This window comes from Devosia sp. Z6_126, from assembly GCF_058133495.1.
The window spans coordinates 676648-696147 of sequence record NZ_JBYUNO010000003.1 but is presented as its reverse complement, the minus strand read 5'-3'; the positions used below and the strand labels follow the sequence as shown (position 1 = coordinate 696147).

The 19500-nt window shown below is 62.2% G+C and carries 12 protein-coding genes and 2 pseudogenes; 9 read left to right on the top strand and 5 right to left on the bottom strand.

What is annotated here, in order from left to right; translation table 11 throughout:
- Positions 1-6: 6 nt before the first annotated feature.
- The 4 genes from AC3YOG_RS15545 (at position 7) to AC3YOG_RS15530 (ending at position 4460) form a co-directional block, all read left to right on the top strand.
- Complete coding sequence (locus AC3YOG_RS15545) at positions 7-1068, top strand: ATP-dependent DNA ligase (protein WP_489935728.1); 1062 nt, start codon at positions 7-9, stop codon at positions 1066-1068.
- A gap of 4 nt (positions 1069-1072) precedes the next feature.
- Complete coding sequence (locus tag AC3YOG_RS15540) at positions 1073-1864, top strand: ZIP family metal transporter (RefSeq protein WP_489935924.1); 792 nt, start codon at positions 1073-1075, stop codon at positions 1862-1864.
- A gap of 123 nt (positions 1865-1987) precedes the next feature.
- A complete protein-coding gene (locus AC3YOG_RS15535) occupies positions 1988-3052 on the top strand; it encodes a polysaccharide pyruvyl transferase family protein (protein ID WP_489935727.1) in 1065 nt (354 codons plus the stop codon).
- A complete protein-coding gene (locus AC3YOG_RS15530; RefSeq protein ID WP_489935923.1) occupies positions 3039-4460 on the top strand; it encodes a Coenzyme F420 hydrogenase/dehydrogenase, beta subunit C-terminal domain in 1422 nt (473 codons plus the stop codon). Before AC3YOG_RS15535 ends, AC3YOG_RS15530 begins: the two co-directional genes overlap by 14 nt.
- 17 nt (positions 4461-4477) lie before the next feature.
- On the opposite strand, the gene AC3YOG_RS15525 is transcribed toward AC3YOG_RS15530, so the two are convergent.
- The 4 genes from AC3YOG_RS15525 to AC3YOG_RS15510 are packed head-to-tail and all read right to left on the bottom strand — an operon-like array spanning position 4478 to position 7915.
- Positions 4478-5413, bottom strand: coding sequence for a beta-xylosidase (locus tag AC3YOG_RS15525; RefSeq protein WP_489935726.1), 936 nt, complete (start codon positions 5411-5413; stop codon positions 4478-4480).
- On the bottom strand, positions 5410-6195 hold the full coding sequence (locus AC3YOG_RS15520) for a TIGR04290 family methyltransferase (RefSeq protein ID WP_489935922.1): 786 nt from the start codon (positions 6193-6195) through the stop codon (positions 5410-5412). Before AC3YOG_RS15520 ends, AC3YOG_RS15525 begins: the two co-directional genes overlap by 4 nt.
- Positions 6196-6218: 23 nt before the next feature.
- Positions 6219-6815, bottom strand: a complete 597-nt coding sequence (locus AC3YOG_RS15515; RefSeq protein ID WP_489935725.1) for a histidine phosphatase family protein — start codon at positions 6813-6815, stop codon at positions 6219-6221.
- Entirely contained in the window at positions 6812-7915 is a 1104-nt protein-coding gene (locus AC3YOG_RS15510) for an inositol-3-phosphate synthase (protein ID WP_489888543.1), read from the bottom strand. The genes AC3YOG_RS15515 and AC3YOG_RS15510 overlap by 4 nt, the downstream gene beginning before the upstream one ends.
- Before the next feature lie 149 nt (positions 7916-8064).
- On the opposite strand from AC3YOG_RS15510, the gene AC3YOG_RS15505 reads away from it, so the two are divergent.
- The 5 genes and pseudogenes from AC3YOG_RS15505 to AC3YOG_RS15485 all read left to right on the top strand — a co-directional run.
- Positions 8065-9843 carry a hypothetical protein gene (locus AC3YOG_RS15505; protein ID WP_489935724.1) on the top strand — a complete coding sequence of 593 codons (1779 nt, stop codon included), beginning with the start codon at positions 8065-8067 and terminating at the stop codon, positions 9841-9843.
- A gap of 319 nt (positions 9844-10162) precedes the next feature.
- Positions 10163-11371 (top strand): efflux RND transporter periplasmic adaptor subunit, encoded by a 1209-nt coding sequence (locus tag AC3YOG_RS15500; protein ID WP_489935723.1) that lies wholly within the window; start codon positions 10163-10165, stop codon positions 11369-11371.
- A complete protein-coding gene (locus tag AC3YOG_RS15495) occupies positions 11372-14494 on the top strand; it encodes an efflux RND transporter permease subunit (protein ID WP_489888546.1) in 3123 nt (1040 codons plus the stop codon).
- A 525-nt stretch (positions 14495-15019) separates the two neighbouring features.
- Positions 15020-16045, top strand: a pseudogene (locus tag AC3YOG_RS15490) (glycosyltransferase); the annotation flags it as partial.
- A gap of 274 nt (positions 16046-16319) precedes the next feature.
- Positions 16320-17426, top strand: a pseudogene (locus AC3YOG_RS15485) (glycoside hydrolase family 1 protein); the annotation flags it as partial.
- 39 nt (positions 17427-17465) lie between these two features.
- On the opposite strand, the gene AC3YOG_RS15480 reads toward AC3YOG_RS15485, so the two are convergent.
- A complete protein-coding gene (locus tag AC3YOG_RS15480; RefSeq protein ID WP_489935722.1) occupies positions 17466-19478 on the bottom strand; it encodes an aldo/keto reductase in 2013 nt (670 codons plus the stop codon).
- Positions 19479-19500: the final 22 nt, after the last annotated feature.

Sequence of the window (19500 nt, the reverse complement as noted above, 5' to 3'; positions counted from 1 at the left end):
TTCCCCATGCCCAAAGTGCACAAGATCGCGACACCATCCCCACCCCCGCCTGCCGACTTCATCGAGCCCATGGAGGCAAAGCTCATCGAGGACTTGCCGCAAGGTGAGGGCTGGCAGTTCGAGCCGAAATGGGATGGCTTTCGCTGCATTGCGGTCAAGGCGGGGGGTGAGGTCGCGCTCTTCGCCAAGTCGGGCAAGCCTTTGGGCCGGTACTTCCCGGAAATGCTCGCTGCGCTCGCGGAGGTTCCTGCCGAGCAGTTCGTGCTCGATGGCGAACTGGTGATTTCCACCGATGGCAGCTTGTCCTTTGATGCCCTGCAGATGCGGCTGCATCCCGCGGAAAGTCGCGTGCGCAAGCTTGCGGCGGAAACCCCAGCCCTGCTCGTGGCCTTTGACCTGCTGGCTGACGAAAATGGCGCCAGCCTGATCGACGCTCCTTTGTCAGAGCGGCGGCACAAACTGGAAGCCCTGTTGGCAGATGCCCCGGAAGCCGCGCGACTGCGCTTGTCTCCGCGTACCCAAGATCGAAGCGTTGCAGAAGGCTGGCTGGAGCACACCGGCGCGGCAATCGACGGGGTCATCGCCAAGCCCAGTAACGAACCCTATCAGAGCGGTACGAGGGCGATGCTCAAGATCAAGCGCATCCGGACCGCCGATTGCGTTGTTGGTGGCTTTCGCTATGGGAGCAATAATCACGAGGTCGGCTCCCTGCTGCTCGGGCTCTATAACGAGCAAGGCTTGCTCGATCATGTGGGCTTCACCTCGGGCATCGCTTCGCGCGACCGTGCCGAAATCACCGCGCGGGTAGAGGCGCTTGCTGGCGGCGAGGGCTTTACCGGCGACGCCCCAGGCGGCCCCAGCCGCTGGAGCACCGAGCGCTCGACCCAATGGGTGCCGCTCAAACCCGAACTCGTGGTCGAGGTGTTGTACGATCACGTTACCGCCGGCCGGTTCCGGCATGGCACGCGGCTGCATCGTTGGCGTCCGGACAAGGCGCCACGCCAATGCACTTTTGAGCAGATCGCGCCGGCGGTCTCAGCCGAAAGCCTGGCAGCGCTGAACCTTTAGGAACATCATGGACGGCTTGCTTCCTGTACTCGGCGTGGCTTTGGTGGCGGGCCTTGCCTCACCACTCGGCGGTTTCATCGCCACGCGCATCCGCACGTCATCGCTTTTCCTGAGCCTGGCCGTAGGCTTGGCCGCGGGCGTGCTGCTGGGCACTTTTGCCTTCGAACTGGTACCGAGCGCTCTGGAGCGGGCGCCGTTGGCCTTGGTTGCGGTCTGTTTTGCCGTGGGATTCGCCTTGGTCTACGGGCTGGACCTTTTGGTGAACCACGGTGCCTTGGCGGGGCCTGAGGCAGACCAGAAGCCGGCAGTTGACGCCAAGCAGAAGCGCCACAACAAGGGGGCACGCAAGGTGACCGTCATCGGGGCAGCCACGAGTTCCGAAGAGCTGATCGAGGGTTTGGCGATCGGGGTCAGCGCCGCTGCGGATCTGCGGGTGGCACTGATCGTAGGACTGGCCATCGTTCTCGACAATATCAGCGAGGGCCTGAGCCTCGGGGCCATTGATGCCGCTTCAGGAGAGGAAGGCGCCGCCCGCAAGACCTTGCTGTGGACCAGCCTGATCGGCGTTTCGCTGTTTGTTTCGGCAATGGTCGGCTGGTTCCTGCTCAAAGGCCTACCCGAACCCGTTCTGGGCAGCCTTCTCGGCTTGGGTGCGGGCGCTATGTTTTATCTGACCATCGGTAGTTTGCTGCCCGAAGCGGAAAGCCACCAGTTCCAGCAGTCGGCCGCTATTGCGATCGGACTTGGCTTCGTCCTCGTGATGGTTCTGTCCAACCTTGAGGCTGGGGCAGGCTAGCGTTGAAAACGCCACCCGGTCGATGACGAGTTCGACGCCGGCTGAGAGGGGGCACCATTGCCTTCGCACGGTCCCTCGTGTTCTTAAGGCAGCGTTCTTTATTGTTTCAGGTATCGTCTAAGCATGGTTGCACCGCAAAGGATCGGCGTTCTCACCTTTCATCGGTGTATCAATTACGGCTCATACTGGCAGGCGCGGCAACTGGTGGAAGGTCTTCGCGCGCGCGGCCTCGACGCCGTGTTGCTTGAACATGAATCCGCCCGGGTCAATCGCCTGGAGTGGCGCTGCGCACTGCAGCCGCTCCTGCCGATCAAGACCTCGGCCGAAGATTATCCGCGCTATCGCGAGAAGATGGGCAAGTTCTTTGCCGCCTTTGACACGCTGCCGCTGTCGCAGCGCTTTGCCCTCGATGCGGCCGAAACCATGGAAATCTTCGACCTGATCCTTGTCGGCAGCGATGAAGTCTGGAACCTGCGTCACCCCTGGTACGGCGCGGTGCCCCTGTTTTATGGCGATGGGCTGCGCGCGGGAAAACTAGCGTCTTACGCCGCCAGTTTTGGCAATTACCCCGCTGGCGATGGCCTTGATCCGGCTTGGGCGGACAAGTTGCGGCAGTTCGATGCCATCGCGGTGCGTGACGCCAATTCTCATCGCCTCGTCAGCGAAGCCTTGGGGTTCGAGCCAACCCTGGTGCTCGATCCTTGCCTGCAATTCCCGCCAACGGCGGAGCCGCTTGTGGCTGAGGCGCCTTATCTGGCGGTTTATGGTCATGGATTGTCCGGATGGTTCCGGGAGGGCGTGCGCCGGTTCGCGGAGGACAAGGGGCTCCGGCTCGTCAGCATTGGCTATCGCAATGACTGGGCCGACGAAAGCTGGATCGAAGCGGGTCCCGAGGAGTTCGCGCGCTTCATTGCTGGGGCCAGCGCAGTCGCCACCAATTTCTTCCATGGCTGCGTGTTCGCGCTCCTGAACAACAAGCCATTTGCCGCCGCGCTGTCCGATTACCGCTCCAACAAGGTCCGGGATCTCATGGCGACGGTGGGGGCCGAACGGCACCTCGCCAGTGCCGAGACGTCGGCTGAGCAATATGCTGCCATCCTGGGAGAAGCTCTCGACCCCATGGTGGCAGCGCGGATCGAAGCCTTGCGTGTCCATTCCAACGGCTATCTCGACCATGTCCTTGCTTGATCCGGCGCCCAAGCGGGCGGAGCCCAAACTGGTCAGTCCTGACGCCATTGTGCGCGCGGGGCTGTGCATCGGTTGCGGCAGTTGCGTCGCGCAGGCGAATAACGGTGCGGCGGCGATGGATTGGGATGCCTATGGGCAGAAAAAGCCCATCGGTCCGGCTAGTTTCATGGGCGAGGCCACCGAGGCGTTCTCGCGCACCTGTCCGTTTTCGCCGCTGGCGCGCAACGAGGATCAGTTGGCGCTGGAGCGTTTTGCCGAGGCGCCTCTCAGCGATCCGCGCATCGGGCGCTATGAGGCGGCTTATGTTGGCGCCGTAGCCGAGCCCGATTTTCGGGCCGAAGGCAGTTCGGGCGGAATGGTCAGCTGGGTTGCGGCGGAGTTGCTGCGCCAGGGCTTGGTGGACGGCGTTGCCCATGTCGCGCCCGAGCTGCCCGAAACCGGCAACGGCTTTTTCCGCTATCGCATCTCGCGTGATCTTGACCAACTGCGGGGCGGCGCCAAGTCGCGCTATTACCCCGTGGATATGGCCGGGGTCATCGCACAAATTCGCGCCGTGCCCGGACGCTATGCGGTGGTGGGCATCCCCTGTTTCATCAAGGCGGTAAATCTCCTGCGCGAGGAAGATCCTGTCCTCAAGGAGCGCATCGTTTTCGTGCTGGGGCTGTTTTGCGGCCACATGAAAAGCGCCCGGATGATCGAAAGCTTTGCCTGGCAGATGGGCGCGGAGTGGAGCGAGGTGCAAAAAGTCGAGTACCGGCTCAAGAACCCTGACCGGCCCGCCAACTGGTACACGGCACAGCTGACGCAGCGCGATGGCAGCGCCCGCACGCAGGACTGGTGGCATCTGGTGGATGGCGATTGGGGCTCGGGTTTCTTCATGAACTCGGCCTGCAATTATTGCGACGACGTGGTGGCGGAAACCGCCGACATCGCCTTTGGCGACGCCTGGGTGGAGCCCTATTCATCGGACGGGCGCGGCACCAATGTGGTGATCGTGCGCTCGCCGCTGGTGCATGGTCTGGTGCAGAACGCCATCAGCGAAGGGCGGCTGGATCTGCAGCCGGTCGACCACGAGTTTGTGGTGCAAACGCAGGCTGCGGGGTTCCGCCAGCGGCGCGAGGGGCTCGCATATCGGCTGAGCTGGCCCAAACTGGGCATTCGGCCCAAAAAGCGGGTCGCACCAAAGCGGCATGGTATCGCGCCGCGGCGCAAGCTCATCTACATCATGCGTTTTGGTATCAGTGCCTGGAGCCACCGCATGGCCTGGCTGGCAAAGCAGACCGGGCAGCCCCGGCTTTATGTGGGTTGGGGTCGCGCGGCGCTGGCGGTCTACCACGGCGTAGCCTATGGGCGCGGGCGCATCGGCAAGCTCGTGGACAAGCTCAAGATCAAGGGGGAGGGCGGCTAACAGCCGCCCTCAAGGGATCAAACCCGCAGGGGTGCAGCGGTTGAGCCGCTAACCATGGTCGCGCCAGCCGGCGCATAGCGCTCGATCATCTGGCGGCAGAACTCGGCAAACTCCTCGGGTACCTGCGGAGCGCTGGTATGATGAGGAGCGATGCCGCGGTGTTCTGGCGTGAAGCAGAAGGTCACCGTGACGTTGAAATCTTCGAGCGCCTTCACCTGGCGGTCGAACCAATCCAGCGCATCCGGACGGAAGCTATCGGCCCAGGACAGGCCGGTGCGCATATAGGTGACGCCCAGATCCTTCATGTGCCGCACGGCATCATCGAGCCGGTGGTCGTGGTAATGAAACCACTGCACCACGCCCATATCGGGCGTATGCTTGCGGAACTCCCCGTAGGCCGGCTTGGGCGTGCCGTCTTCCCGCAGCAGCCCCATATAGAAGTGCCGGTAATAGGATGAGCCCTCGGCCTCGCGGTGGCGAGTGGTGGCCTCCCACTCGCGGGGAAGATCGTAGAGGCTGTACCACTGGATGCGCTCAACCTTACCCTTGAGCAGCTCGGCGGTACGCTGCAGGCCCCAAAGCTGGACCTCCTCGGCGCCAAAGGTGGAAATACCCACTTCGCTGATCCAGATCGGCAAGTCGGTCACAGCGCGGATTTCGTCGACCTTGGCTGGCCATTCCCCGATCTGCCACAGGTTCCAGTCGAGAGGGAACCCATGCAGCGCGACGGCGTCGAGCCGGTCGAGCACGCCATAGCCCTTCATGCGATTGATGAAGCCGGGATCGATGGGGGAAATGCCACCGAGCACACGCTTGATCGCCGGGTTCTGTGCCTTGATGGCGTCGGCCGCCAAATTGACCATCTGGCCGAAACGGCTCCAATCGGGGTCGATCTCGGGGTCCCAATGCGATTTGTTGTTGGGCTCGTTCCAGATCATCGCGGCTTCAATCATGCAGTGGCTCCTGTGGCCGGGTAGACCGGCTTGGCATAGGGGGATTGTGCCGCAGTGCGGCAGATATAGACCTCTTGCTCGGGGTGGCTGATGATCTCAAAACCCGCGCTGCGCAGCAAAGCTTCGGCGGCCGCGGCATTGGGCACAAACCAGTTGGTTGGGTCGTTGCTGTAGCGCTGCTCAACAAAGTGGAGCTTGGGATAGCCGGGCCGATCGAAGATCGCCGTTTCCGAGAAGGGGTAATCCCCCTCAAGTGGCAGGATCTCGGTCGAGCCGCGCTGCATGGATTGAAACACCAGGAGGTCCTTGGCGACGTGCTCGCGGATCAGGTCCAGGGCAAGAAGCGGGTGGCGCAGATGGTAGAGGACGCCCATGAAGATGACGACGTCGAACTTTTCGGCCAGCGCGCCGACATCATAGACCGAGAGTCTGCGAAATTCGATATCGGCTCCGGCGGTCTGGGCGACAAAGCGCGCCTGATCCAGATAATGATCATCAAAATCGACCGCCAGCACCCGGTCGGCGCCGCGCTTCTTCATCTCGAGGGAGTAAAAGCCGGCATTGCAGCCAATATCGAGCACACTCTTGCCCGTTAGGTCGGCGGGGATCGCGTCAGCAAATCTGCGGTACTTGCGGCCGGGATAATCGCCCAGGAAGTGGTTGGGCGCAGTCCAAACGCCGCCCAGATCGATATTGTGGAACCACGGCCCCAAGGTTTCAATCTTTTGTTTCAACTCATCGGCCGACAAAGCCATGACTGTTCCTTGTTGCTGCGCTTGGATGCTGATGGATACGGGCACGCTGGCTAGGAGATAACTTCGTTCAGCGTCCAGAGCTTGGCGCCCCAGTCACCAACGACAATTGTCGTGATGGATGCCGGGCCGATATCGAAACGGGGCCAGGCGTCAATGGGAAGACCCAGAACATAGCTGACCAGTGTCTTGATGATATCGGCATGACTGACAAGCACGAGGCGCCTGTTCTCATGCTCTGCGACAAGGCGCTCCAGCAATGTGAGTGCCCGGCGTTGCACGTCCAGCATGGATTCTCCACCGGCCGTGCGACTGAGGCTGCGGATCGTGTTCCATTGCCGCCAGCTTGGGTCGGTATTGAGCACGTCGAAAGTCTTGCCTGACCAGGCGCCGAAGTCCACTTCATCGAGTTCGGGCGCAGTATGGACCGGCAAGTCGCGCTCAGCTGCTATCGCCGCCGCGGTTTCCTGCGTCCGTTCACGCGGACTGGCATAAATGGCATCGAACTGCTCGCTCGCCATGCGCTGGCCAAGCCGTGCAGCCTGGGCGCGGCCTGCTTCACCCAGCCGGATGCCTGGCGTCCGTCCGGCCAGAAACCCCCCGACATTGTCATGGGCCGCGTGGCGGAGCAGATACAAAGTGGTGGTCACTCGGCCGCTCCGAGCAGCCCGTCCTCCGTGCCGGCAATAAAGGCCATCGTGCGCTGGCGCGCTTCGTCATCGGTAAACTGGGTCGGCGGCGACTTCATGAAATAGCTGGAAGGGCCAACCAGCGCGCCGCCAATACCCCGATCAAGCGCGAGCTTGGCGCAGCGGACGGCATCAATCACCACACCAGCCGAATTGGGCGAGTCCCAGACTTCAAGCTTGAGTTCTGCATTGAGCGGGACACCACCAAAAGTTGTGCCTTCTAACCGAATATAGGCCCATTTCCGATCGGTCAGCCACGGCACATGGTCGCTGGGGCCGACATGGATGTCGTTGGCGGGAAGGGGAACGTCGATCTGGCTCGTGACCGCCTGGGTTTTGGAAATCTTCTTGGATTCCAGCCGCTCGCGCTCGAGCATGTTGAGGAAATCGGTGTTGCCGCCGAAATTGAGTTGATAGGTGCGGTCCAGCTTGACGCCGCGCTCGCGGAACAGGTTCGCGAGCATGCGATGCACGATGGTGGCGCCAACCTGGCTCTTGATATCATCACCAATGATTGGCAGGCCCTTGTCAGCGAACTTCTGTTCCCATTCTGCGCGCGAGGCGATGAAAACGGGAATGCAGTTGATAAAGCCGCAGCCGGCAGCCAAGGCCTGCTCGGCATAGAATTTCGTCGCCTCTTCGGAGCCCACCGGTAGGTAGGAGATGAGCACGTCCACTTGCGCATCCCGCAGAATAGCGGCCACGTCGGCGACCGGCGCATCAGACTCGGTTACTGCGTCAGCGAGGTATTTGCCAATGCCATCCAGAGTGGGGCCGCGCTCAACGGTCACCCCCGTGGGAGCAACTTGGGCAAAGCGATGGGTATTGTTGGGCTCGGCGCCGATAGCCTCGGCGACATCGCGCCCGACCTTGCCCTCGGCAACGTCGAAAGCCGCCGCAACTTCGATGTCACGGATATGATAGCCGCCCAGGTCCACATGCATGAGCCCCGGCACGGGTTCATTGCCGTCGGCGTCGCGATAATAGGTGAGTCCCTGAACCAATGAAGATGCGCAGTTGCCCACCCCTACGAGCCCGATGCGAATCTTCTTTGAAGCCATGCCCTATATTCCTCGCTAAGCATCTACAATGCTGGTGCAAAACGGCGCCCCGGGGGCTTGGTTCCCGTTGCGCGGGAACGCCTCCTGGCGCCTAACACAGAGCTGCATTGTGCGTTGCCGAGCGCCGTGAGTAAAGGGAGTCTGGGGAAATGCTGGTTTATGGCGACGCTGAGCGACTCGAAAATGCCCGGGATCTGGGGGCGGAAATTACCCAGAAGCTGCAGGGTTTGCAGGGGATGCCGCCTGGAATTGCCCGGCATGCGGCGCTGGTAAGTGCCTTCATCCGTGCCGGCGAGTTGGCGCAAGGATTGCTCGATATCGCCTGGAAGATGGATGAAGCTGACGACTGGAGCGCTGATGCACTAGCAAGCAGCACCCTGCTGATCGGGCTGGCCGGGATGGTGGGACGGTCCTGGGCCGGTTGCGAGCTTCAATGCGGCGAAGTTCCCGTCGAACAGCTGAACAAACTCAGCCGTTCGGTTTCGATCCGCACCAAACAAGGTGAGGGCTATGCGTTCTACGCCCTTTTTCCCGAAAGCTATCTCCTGGCAGCGCAACGATCGGGGTTGGGTCCCCAAACCGTGGTGCTCGGCATACGGAGCATTGGCACGGGTCTCGCCGCCATGGTAGCGGCAGGCCTGGGCGCCGATTCCATGTTCACGCTGCGCCCTCATGGACACCCCTATCATCGGCAGATCACCGTCGCACCCGGGCTTGCCGCCAGAATCCTCGCGGACCCGCAAGCCCAATTCGCCATTGTAGACGAAGGCCCTGGGCTATCGGGCAGTTCCTTCGGCAGTGTTGCCGATTGGCTCGAGGTCGCCGGCATTTCGCCCGAGCAGATCCACTTCTTCCCCAGCCACACAGGAGATCTCGGACCTCAGGCCGAGTCCCGTCATCGCCAACGCTGGGCCCGAGCACAACGCCACAGCATCGGTTTCGACAGTGTCGTGCTGAACAGAACTGGTTTCATGGGCGGCCTTGCGGGTTGGGTCGAGACTTTGATCGGGCCGCTCCAGGAGCCATTGCGGGATATCTCGGGAGGCGGCTGGCGGCAGCTTGGAGCAGCTGATGCGGCCAATTGGCCGCCTGTCGACACGGGGCTGGAAAAACGCAAGCTGCTGGCGGTTTCGGCAACGGGCACCTGGCTGGTGAAATGGGCTGGGCTGGGCCGCATGGCGGACGACAAGCTGCGGCGCGGGCACCAGTTGGTCGAAGCGGGATGGACCCCGGAAATCGCGGGTATGTGCCACGGCTTCCTCGTGCAGCGCTGGGCCGAGGGCAGCAGTCTGCGCCAAGCACAGCCAGAACGGGGCTGGCTGCTGGAGCAGGTCGGCGAGTACCTCAGCTTTCGCGCGCGCGCCTTTCCCGCCGACGTTGCGGGCGCATCGCTTGCCGAGCTGTACGAGATGGCGCGATACAATATCGGCGTGGTGCTGGGGGAGGATGGGTCCAAGCGGGTCAGCATGGCACTGGGCGCTCCGGAGGCGCTCGCCGACCGAGTGCAACCGGCCCATACCGACAATCGCCTGCACTGGTGGGAGTGGCTGGTCAGCCCGCAGGGGCGATTACTGAAGACCGATGCACTGGATCACGACTCGGCCCACGACCTGGTCGGCTGTCAGGACATTGCCTGGGATCTCGCCGGGGCGGCAGTCGAGCTGGAACTCACGGCGGCCGAACGCACCAGCCTCGCCCAGAAGGTGGCAGCAGCCGCGGGCCGACCTGCCGATCCGGAACTGCTCGACGCCATGGAGCTGTGCTATCTGGGGTTCCAGATCGGCCTTTGGAGCTTTGCTGCCGGCAGTAATGGTGGTGCCGATGCCGAGGCCGCCCGCGTAATGGTCCAACGCTATTCGCAATTGGCGGCCGCGTGCTTATCTGGTCATTCACCTCCCATGTGGATCCAACTTGCTGGGTCAGGGTGATTGCCATAGGGCTGCCGAAATGTGTCGTAAACCAAATCACTCGCCGTGGCGGGAAGGTGGACGGTCTCCAACCTGAATGACAACCGAAGGGGTGGCCAGAGGCAGTAGCCCGGTCGGCCGAAACTCGAAAGCGTGAACGAGGGCTGCACTCTCGGGCGGTGCTGGTTGGCGGGCTCAAGCATTGATGGGGGACAAGGACGCCGCGTTGCGTCTGAGATAGGCTGACATTTGCTTTGGCCGCCGACCGGTTCAAAGGGGCGCGAGAACCGGGCTCTTGCGGAAGATATCGGGGCCAGCCCCATCAATACGGGAACACACCATGACTGGGCACACACCCAAGCCAGAATGGGCGCAAAGTAAACGTGAGCGCGACAATGCGGCCCGGGAAACCGCAGGGCTAAAACCGCGTCGACGGCTCGGACCCTGGATCGTGCTGGCCCTGCTTGTGCTGGGCGGGGTGGGCTATTTCCTCTGGATGCGAGCCCAACCGGCTCCCGTTGAGCAGGCACCGGTCGCTGAGGCGGCCGAGCCGGTGATGCAGCTCAATCCTCTCGAGATCACCCAGGTGGAGCCTCAGACGCTGCAGCAATTGGTCAAGGTGACGGGCTCCCTTGCACCACAGCGCCAGACCCAGTTGGGTTCGCAGGTGGCGGGCCGGGTTGTGGCCGTGCTGGCCCGGCCGGGCGACACGGTGAACGAGGGCGATGTGCTCATGCAGCTCGACACCGAGAGCCTGCAAATTCAGCTCGACCAGCAGACCAATACCGCCGAAGCCACTCGTGCCCAGTTGCAACTCGCTGAAAGTCAGCTGGCGCGCACCACTGATCTGATCCAGCGCGGACTGTCCGCTTCATCGGGTCTTGAAGAGGCGCAGTCGAGTGTGGATGCGCTACGCGCCAATCTTGCTGCCTTGGAAGGACAAGTGGAGGCGGCGCGCATTGCGGTGCAGAACGCCACCCTGCGCGCGAGCATGAGCGGTATCATTTCAGAGCGCGCGGTGGAGCCGGGTCAAACCGTGCAACCCGGAACGCCCCTCTTCACCATTGTCGATCTCAGCCAGATGGAAATGGATGCGGCCGCCCCGGTGGGCGCGAGCAGCCTCGTTGCCGCCGGGCAGCCGGTGTTGATCAACGTGGAAGGGTTTGGAGACCGGACCTTTGAAGGCACGGTTGATCGGGTCAACCCCGTAGCCGTAGCAGGCACTCGGACCATCCCGGTTTACATTGGCCTCGATAATCCCGATGGCCTGTTACGCGGCGGTATGTTCGCCACCGGCCAGATCGTGGTTGCCGAAGCGGTCGACGCCTTGGCGGTACCTACCGGTGCGGTGCGCGAGGATGCCGAAGGGTTCTTCCTGCTCAAGGTCGAAGGCGATCACGTCGTGCGTCAAGCCATCGAGCAAGGGTCCACCTGGAACGGGGGCCGTTTGGTGCAGATCACAGCGGGTCTGCAGCCTGGCGACATGATCGTTACCGCTCCGCTGAGCCAGTTGCAGCCCGGTAATCGCGTCGAGATGGTGGAGGGCTAGATGTTTCTTACCCGAATCAGCGTCAATCAGCCCGTCTTTACCACCATGATCATGGTGGCGATGCTGGTGTTCGGCATCTACTCCTATCAACGACTGCCCATCGAGCAGTTGCCCGATATCGACCTGCCAGTGGTTGCCGTGGTGGTGAGTTATCCCGGCGCTTCCCCTGAGGCCGTGGAAAACGACATTGTCGAGCCCATCGAAGAGGCAGTGAACACGATCAGTGGGCTCGACACCATCCAGTCGACCTCGCAGGCCGGGCAGGCCCTCGTGATTATCATCTTTGACATGAACGTCAACTCGCAGACGGCGGCGCAGGATGTTCGCGACCGGTTGGCCACGGTTGAAGCGAACTTTCCCGACAACGCCGGGGATGCGCAGGTGCTTCGCTTCGATCCTTCCGAGTTGCCGGTGATCTCGCTGGCAGTCAGCTCGGAAACAATGTCGCCGCGCGATCTGACGGCGCTCACTGAGGACGAGATTGTCACGCGGCTCTCCAATATTCCCGGCGTAGGACGCGCGACTGTGGTCGGGGGCGTGCCGCGCCAACTCAATGTGCTGGTCGATCCTGATCGCCTGAACGCGTTCAATATTGGGGTCGACCAGGTGCTGCAGGCGCTGCGCCAGGAGAACCAGAACCTACCGGCAGGCTCCATTACCGAAGGTGCGCAGGTGCAATCGATCCAGGTCGAGGGCCGCATCGGCGAGGAAGCCGATTTCCTCGACATCGTCGTGGGGCGCCAGGGTGGTCAGCCAGTTTATCTGCGCGACGTCGCCGTCGTCGAGAATGGGCAGGCGGAGGTGGAAAGCCTCGCGCTGCTGAACGGGCGGCCGGCGCTGGCGATTGACGTTGTCAAGACGCAGGGCGCCAACACGGTGCAGGTCGCCGAGCAGGTGCGCGCCACTTTGGCCGATCTGCAGGCGAACGAACTGCCAGAGAGCGTGCGCATCGACATCGTCAGGGACAACGCCATTCCGGTCGAGCAGTCTTTCCATGCGGTGCAGAACATGCTGATCGAGGGCGCGGTTCTCGCCGTCGTTATCGTGTTCCTGTTCCTCAATTCCTGGCGCTCGACCGTGATCACCGGGCTGACACTGCCGATTTCGATCATCGGCACGATGATCGTGCTGTATTTCCTGGGTTTTACCCTCAACATGATGACGCTGATGGCCCTGTCTTTGGCCGTCGGCATCTTGATCGATGACGCCATTGTCGTGCGCGAAAACATCATGCGGCACTTGCATATGGGCAAGTCGCACCGGCAGGCAGCGCTGGATGGCACCAACGAGATCGGCCTGGCGGTGCTCGCCACCACGCTATCCATTGTTGCCGTGTTCATGCCGGTCGCCTTCATGGAAGGCATTTTAGGCCGGTTCTTCCTGCAGTTCGGGGTTACCGTGTCCGTTGCCGTGCTGATCTCACTGTTTGTGGCCTTCACGCTTGATCCGATGATGTCGAGCGTCTGGTATGATCCGGCCGCCCATCCGGGCGCCAAGCGCGGGCCGGTGGGGCGCGCAGTGGCGCAGTTCGACCGGTTTTTTGAGTGGATCGCACAGGGATACCGTGGCCTGTTGCGCTGGTGCCTCAAATTCCGCAAGATCACGCTTGGGATTGCATTGCTGTCCTTTGTCGGCACCTTCTTCTTGTTCCCACTTGTGGGCGTGGAGTTTGTTCCGGCGACTGATACGGGTGAATTCCAGGTCGAGATCGAGACGCCTCCGGGTTCCTCCATCGAATACACGGCCAGCAAGGTGCTGCAGGTGGATTCAACGCTCAAGCGCTTCCCCGAGGTCGAAAGCACCTATGCGACAATCAATGCGGGTACGACCACCGGTGACAACCGCGCGACGATTGTGGTGTCCATGGTGGATCAGGGACTGCGTGAGCGCACGCCAACAGAAATGACCATCCCGGTGCGCGAGGCCCTGGCGCAAATTCCGGGAGCGACGTTCATGGTGGGGGCTGCGGGGGGACTTGGGGGGCTAAGTGCGCCGATCTCGGTGACAATTTATGGCGACAACTTCGCTGTGCTGGAGCGGCTAGCCAACCAGTTGCAGGCGCGCATGGAGGAAATCCCGGGCCTAGTTGACGTGCAATCCAGCCTCGATGCCGCCCAGCCCGTCCTGGGCGTGCGCATTGATCGGGATCGCGCCAGTGATCTTGGAGTCAGCTTGCAGCAGATCGGCAATACGCTTGGTCCCATGCTGGGTGGTCAGGATGTGACCGATTGGACCGCGCCTGATGGCGACAGCTACACGGTTTCCGTCCGGCTGCCGGAGTGGGCGCGCGATGACGTTACCGCGTTGGGATCGCTGCCGATTACACAGAGCGGGGCCACGGGCTCCAATGGTATGGTGCGGCTGGATCAAGTCGCTGAGATCGTCCAGTCCACTGGGCCGGGTGAGATTTTGCGGCAGGATTTGTCGCGTCAGGTCAGTGTTGAGGCCGGCCTGGCTGGTGTTGAACTCGGCAACGTCATGCCAGCGGTTCAGGCCGCGACGGAAAGCTTAGTTCTCCCAGCAGGATATAGTGTTTCACTGGGCGGGGATGTGGAACAGCTCAACGAAACCGCGAGTTCGGCCGGTTCGGCGCTGCTGCTGGCGGTGATTGCCATTTATCTCGTGTTGGCCAGCCAGTTTGGCAGTTTCTTGCAACCGCTCGCGATCATGGTGTCGTTGCCGCTGGCGCTGATTGGGGTGATGGTGGGGCTGCTGATCGGCGGGTCCACGCTCAACATGTTCTCGGTGATTGGCTTCATAATGCTGATGGGCCTTGTCGTGAAGAACGCTATCTTGTTGGTAGACAACGCAAATCAGCATGTCAGGGAAGGCTGGAACCTTTACGAGGCGCTGGTGGAAGCGGGCGGCACCCGGTTCCGCCCGATCATCATGACGACCCTCGCGATGATTTTTGGCATGCTGCCATTGGCGTTAAGTTTGCATGAGGGGAGTGGGCAGAATGCGCCGATGGCGCAGGCGGTGATCGGGGGGCTCGTGAGTTCCACGGCGCTGACGCTGGTCGTGGTGCCGGTGATGTTGACCTATCTCGACAGCTTCGCGCGGTTCAGCCGGCGCTTCCTGCCCAAGGCGCCATCCGATGAACCTGAGCAAATTGTTGCGTAAATATAAAGGGTTAGTAGGGAACCATTCGTCCTGCTGCCCGTTGTGAGGGTAAGCCGGCCCAAGGCGTGGCAGCGACAATTCCAGCCAATGGGTGTGCGCTTCCGCTTCTGCCGCCGCGTTCCTTTTCAGACTGATGGAGGGGCCGAGGCGAGGCAAAACCGCTGTTTGTTCATCTAGATGAACCAAGTCTGAACGGGTTCTGAACGCGCGGGAGCCAGCCCATTCGCCCCGTGGCGGATGGCTTGGAGCGGGCTGCCAAGAGACCGGGAAGTTGCCACCCGGCCGAGCTCATAATGCGCTCGATTTATGACTGATGTTGGTGTTGGCGGCACCGCATCCAAAAGCCGGCGCCGTTCGTTTCGCTTTACATAGCCGCTTGGCGGCAGCTTTGGCATAGGAGACTCAATGTCAGCCCCCCTCGCGCAGTCCAAGGCCTATCCGTCCCGGTTCGAAGCGGATGAAAACCCGCTGATCTGTTTCTCCCATCTGCGATGGGACTTCGTGCTGCAGCGGCCACAGCACCTGATGCAACGATTTTCGGCCAAGCGGCGGGTGTTCTTTTTTGAAGAATACATCCCGACCGATCACAACCTGCCTTATCTGGAATATCACCCCTTTGCGGGCACGGAAGTGATTGCCGTTCGACCAAGGCTGCCGCGGTCCTGGAGCGAAGCGGAGCGGGAGCAGGGCCTTGCGGCGCTGCTCGATCTGATGCTCAAGGTCAATCGCATAAGCAAGCCGGTGCTGTGGTTCTATACGCCCATGATGTTTGGCTTTGCCCGGCATGTGGACGCCGCCGCCGTGATCTATGATTGTATGGACGAGCTGGCCAATTTCCGCTTTGCCCCGCCCCGGCTGCGGGTACTGGAGGCCGACCTGCTGAAGCGGGCCGATGCGGTGTTTACCGGCGGCTACAGCCTTTACGAGGCCAAACGACATGCCCATGCCAATATTCACCCATTTCCATCCAGCGTTGAGACCGCCCATTTTGCCAAAGCCCGCCGCCCACGGCAGCTGGGCAAGACCTTCGGGTTCTACGGGGTGATCGACGAGCGGATGGATCTGGACCTGCTGGCGGAGGTTGCAGCCTTGCGACCCGAATGGTCCTTCGAGATTGTCGGGCCGGTGGTCAAGATCAGCGCGGCCGATCTGCCCCAAGCATCCAATATCAGCTTTGTGGGCCAGCGCGACTATGCCGATCTGCCGGGCATCGTGGCGAAATGGGACGTGGCGCTGATGCCCTTTGCGGTCAATGAAGCCACCAAGTTCATCAGCCCCACCAAGACGCCGGAATATCTGGCGGCGGGCAAGCCGGTAGTGTCAACACCGGTGCCCGATGTGGTGCGCCAATATGGCAAGGTTCGGGGCGTCAGCATTGCGGCGGGTGCCGCGGAATTCGTGGCGGCCTGCGAAGAAGCGCTTGAGCTCGCCGCGGCTCCCGCCGGATGGCTGCCTGGGGTCGACAGGATCCTGGCGGAGATGAGCTGGGACAAGACCGCCATGAATATGGATGCATTGGTGCAGGAGGCAATCGAAGCTGCCAGCGTGCCATTGCGGCTGATGAATGGGCGGACAACGCTCGGGGTGAGCTCGGTATCGGCTTGACCGCCGGAGGCCTGGCGCAGGCCAGGACCTACCGGGCGATCTTAACCTTCGAGCCTGCCTGCGGATTCAGCGCCGACAGGCCACGTGCCGGGCTGTCGGGCTGGCCCCCTATTACAAAGGAGGCCCCCGGCTGGCGGGGAGAACAAGCCATGCTCGGACAAGACCTTGATGCCGCTGGAGCGGTCCCGTGAGCGCCCCAGCGCCGGCGCCGGCGCCGAAGCTGTTCCAGTCCTTTATGCAGGGCGGGTTCGAATGCTCGACGCATAAGCGCAAAAGCGGTTTGCGGCTCGACATCATTGCATCCAGCGAACATGACCAATTTGCCGCTGAGGATTACCGGCAGTTGCAGGACTTCGGCATTCGCACTGTGCGAGATGGCGTGCGCTGGTACCGGATCGAGACCAGCCCGGGCCAGTATGACTGGTCGAGCTGGGTGGGAATGCTGCAAGCGGCCCAAGCGACTGGAACCCAGGTCGTCTGGGACCTGCTGCATTATGGCTGGCCCGACGATATCGATATCTGGAAACCGGTCTTTGTGGACCGGTTCGCCCAGTTCGCGAGGGCGGCGGCGCAACTGGTGCGTGAGCAAAGCGATGCGGTGCCGTTTTATGCCCCGGTCAACGAAATCTCGTTCTTTGCCTGGGCAGGCGGGGATGCGCGCTATCTGAACCCCTTTGCCAGCAAGCGCGCATACGAGCTCAAGGTACAACTGGCGCGCGCGTCGGTGGCGGCGATGCGCGCCATTCGCGAGGTGGACGCGCGAGCCCGGTTTGTGCATTGCGACCCCATCATCAACATCGTGGCCTATCCGAGCCGGCCGGAGCAGGCCAAGATAGCGCAAGGGCATACACAGGCGCAGTTCCAGGGATGGGATATGCTGGCGGGCCGCCTGTTGCCGGAGCTTGGGGGTGCGCCTGACCTGCTCGACATTGTCGGGGTCAATTACTACCACAACAATCAGTGGTTCCATAAAGGGCGGACCATCAAGAGGGACTCGCCGTCTTATCGTCCATTACGACAGATGCTGGCGGACACATATGCCCGCTACCGGAGGCCGTTGCTGGTGGCCGAAACTGGCATTGAAGACGAGCGCCGGCCGGCCTGGTTTGCTTATATCGCCGAAGAAGTCGCGGCAGCGCGCGAGCAGGGCGTGCCCATGGAGGGCATCTGCCTTTATCCCGTGCTCAATCATTTCGGCTGGGACGATGACCGACCGTGCCACAATGGCTTGCTGGAGCATCACCGCGAGGGCGACGGGCGGCGGGTGTATCAGCCGCTCGCCGACGAAATCAGGCGCCAACGCGCCGCCCATCCCGAATGGCATTGATGAGGGGAGCCCGTGGGCTCCCCCCAGTTTTAAGAGTGCTTAGCCTTCCAGCCAGCGGACCTGTTCGGGCGTCAGCTTGATGTCAAAGGCGGACATGCTGTCATCCAGTTCGGCCAGGGTACGCGGCCCGATCAGCGGCACGACCGGGAAGGGCTGGTGCAGCACATAGGCGAGGGCGACATGGATGGGGCTCTTGCCTAGTTCGCGGGCGAGTTCCACCGCGCGATCGCGGCGGCCGAAGTTCTTCTCGTTGTACCAGACGCGGACCAGTTCCTCGTTGTCGAGCTTGTCCCGGCCGGCACGGTCGGTAAAGAAGCCGCGGCCCTGGCTCGACCAGGCGAAGTTGGGGATCTGCCGGTCGCGGAACCAGGCTTTCCAAGCATCATCGGAAGAGGACACGCAGCCCGGCCAGATGACGTCCTGCATTTCGGCGAGGGCGAAGTTGTTGGAGAGGGCGCCGGGCATCTGCTTGCCGGTCTTTTCGGCATAGGCGATGGCCTCGTCCATGCGCTCGCGCGTCCAGTTGGAGCCGCCAAAGATGCCGCGGATGCGGCCGGCCTGGACTTCGCGGTCCATGGCGTCGACAAATTCACCCACCGGGACATCGGTGTTGTCGCGGTGCATGAAGTAGATGTCGACATAATCGGTTTGCAGCCGGTCGAGCGACTGGGTCAGCTGCTTGCCGATCTGATCGGGATAACACAGGGGCGAATGGGCGCCCTTGCCGATCAGCACGGCCTGTTCGCGGGTGCCGCGGCTGGTGTGCCATTGACCAAAGAGGGTTTCGGTATAGCCGGCGCCGTAGACAAAGGCGGTATCGAAGAGATTGCCGCCCTTTTCCCAATAGGCATCCATCAGCACCGAGCCCGAGGCAAAGGTGCGGAAATCCTCAAAGCCCAGCGCCACAGCCGAAAGCGCCTTGGAGAGGCCCGGCAGGTTGCGGCGCGGGATGGTGGTGCCGCCCGCGCGCAAGGCTTCGCCAGAAATGGTCGAGGTGGCGCGGGTCGATTGCTCGATGGCGAACTCGACGCCGGCTTCCTTGCGCCAGAGATCGAGGACCCGCGCATTGCCCAAAGAATCGGCCCAGGACATGCCGGGCGCATCGAGTTGGGTCTTGCCGGCAAGGATCGCCTGACTCGCCGCTTCCGCTTCGAACGAGAACAGATGGGCGTCGATGCCGAGGTCGATGGTTTGCCGGCTGCCATCGGGCCTGACGATGTCGATCCGCCCGGGACCACCGGCATTGTTGGGGCCGCCGGCAAACCAGAAGCGAGGCACTTCGATGCGGCCTTCCGAGCCCATGATGCGCAGGGTGTTGTCGAGATTGACGAGCACGGCGCAGGAGACCTGGGCGATGATGCCATTGGGGAAGGTGAGGGTCGCGGCGGCCCAGTCATCGGTGCCCTCGGCATTGAGGCGCGCGGTGCCGGTGACCTCGATGGGATCGAGGAAAGGCTGGTTCTGGGTAGCGCCGGCGATGAAGCGGGCGATGGAAACAGGATAACAGCCCACATCCATGATGCCGCCGCCGGCCAGATCATTGCTGAAAAGGCGATGCTCGGGCATGAAGCGGGGCATCTGGAAGCCAAAGCTCGATTCAATCATCCGAACTTCGCCGATGGCGCCCGAAGCGATGAGCTCGCCGAGTTTGCGGGTCACGGGATGCAGGCGATACATGAAGGCTTCGGCAGCAAAAGTGCCAGCCTGGCGGTGGGCATGGAACACCGCGTCGGTCGCAGCGGCCGACAGCGTCATGGGCTTTTCCACCAGCACATGCTTGCCGGCGCGAGCGGCCTTGATGGCCCATTGCGCATGGAAGGGGTGGGGCGTCGAGATATAGACGGCATCCACTTCGGGATCATCCAAGAGGGCCTGATAACCATCGACGATCCGCGCGCCCGGGAAGTTCTCGGCGAGGTCGGGCTTGCCCGGATTGCGCGCGCCAATGGCAGTGAGCGTGCCGCTCTTGGCTTGGGCGAGGCCGAGCACGAAGGCCTTGGCGATGCCGCCTGGCCCCAGAATGCCCCAGCGGACGGGATTGGTTGTAGTCATGGTTGGTCCTTTGCAGAAAAGT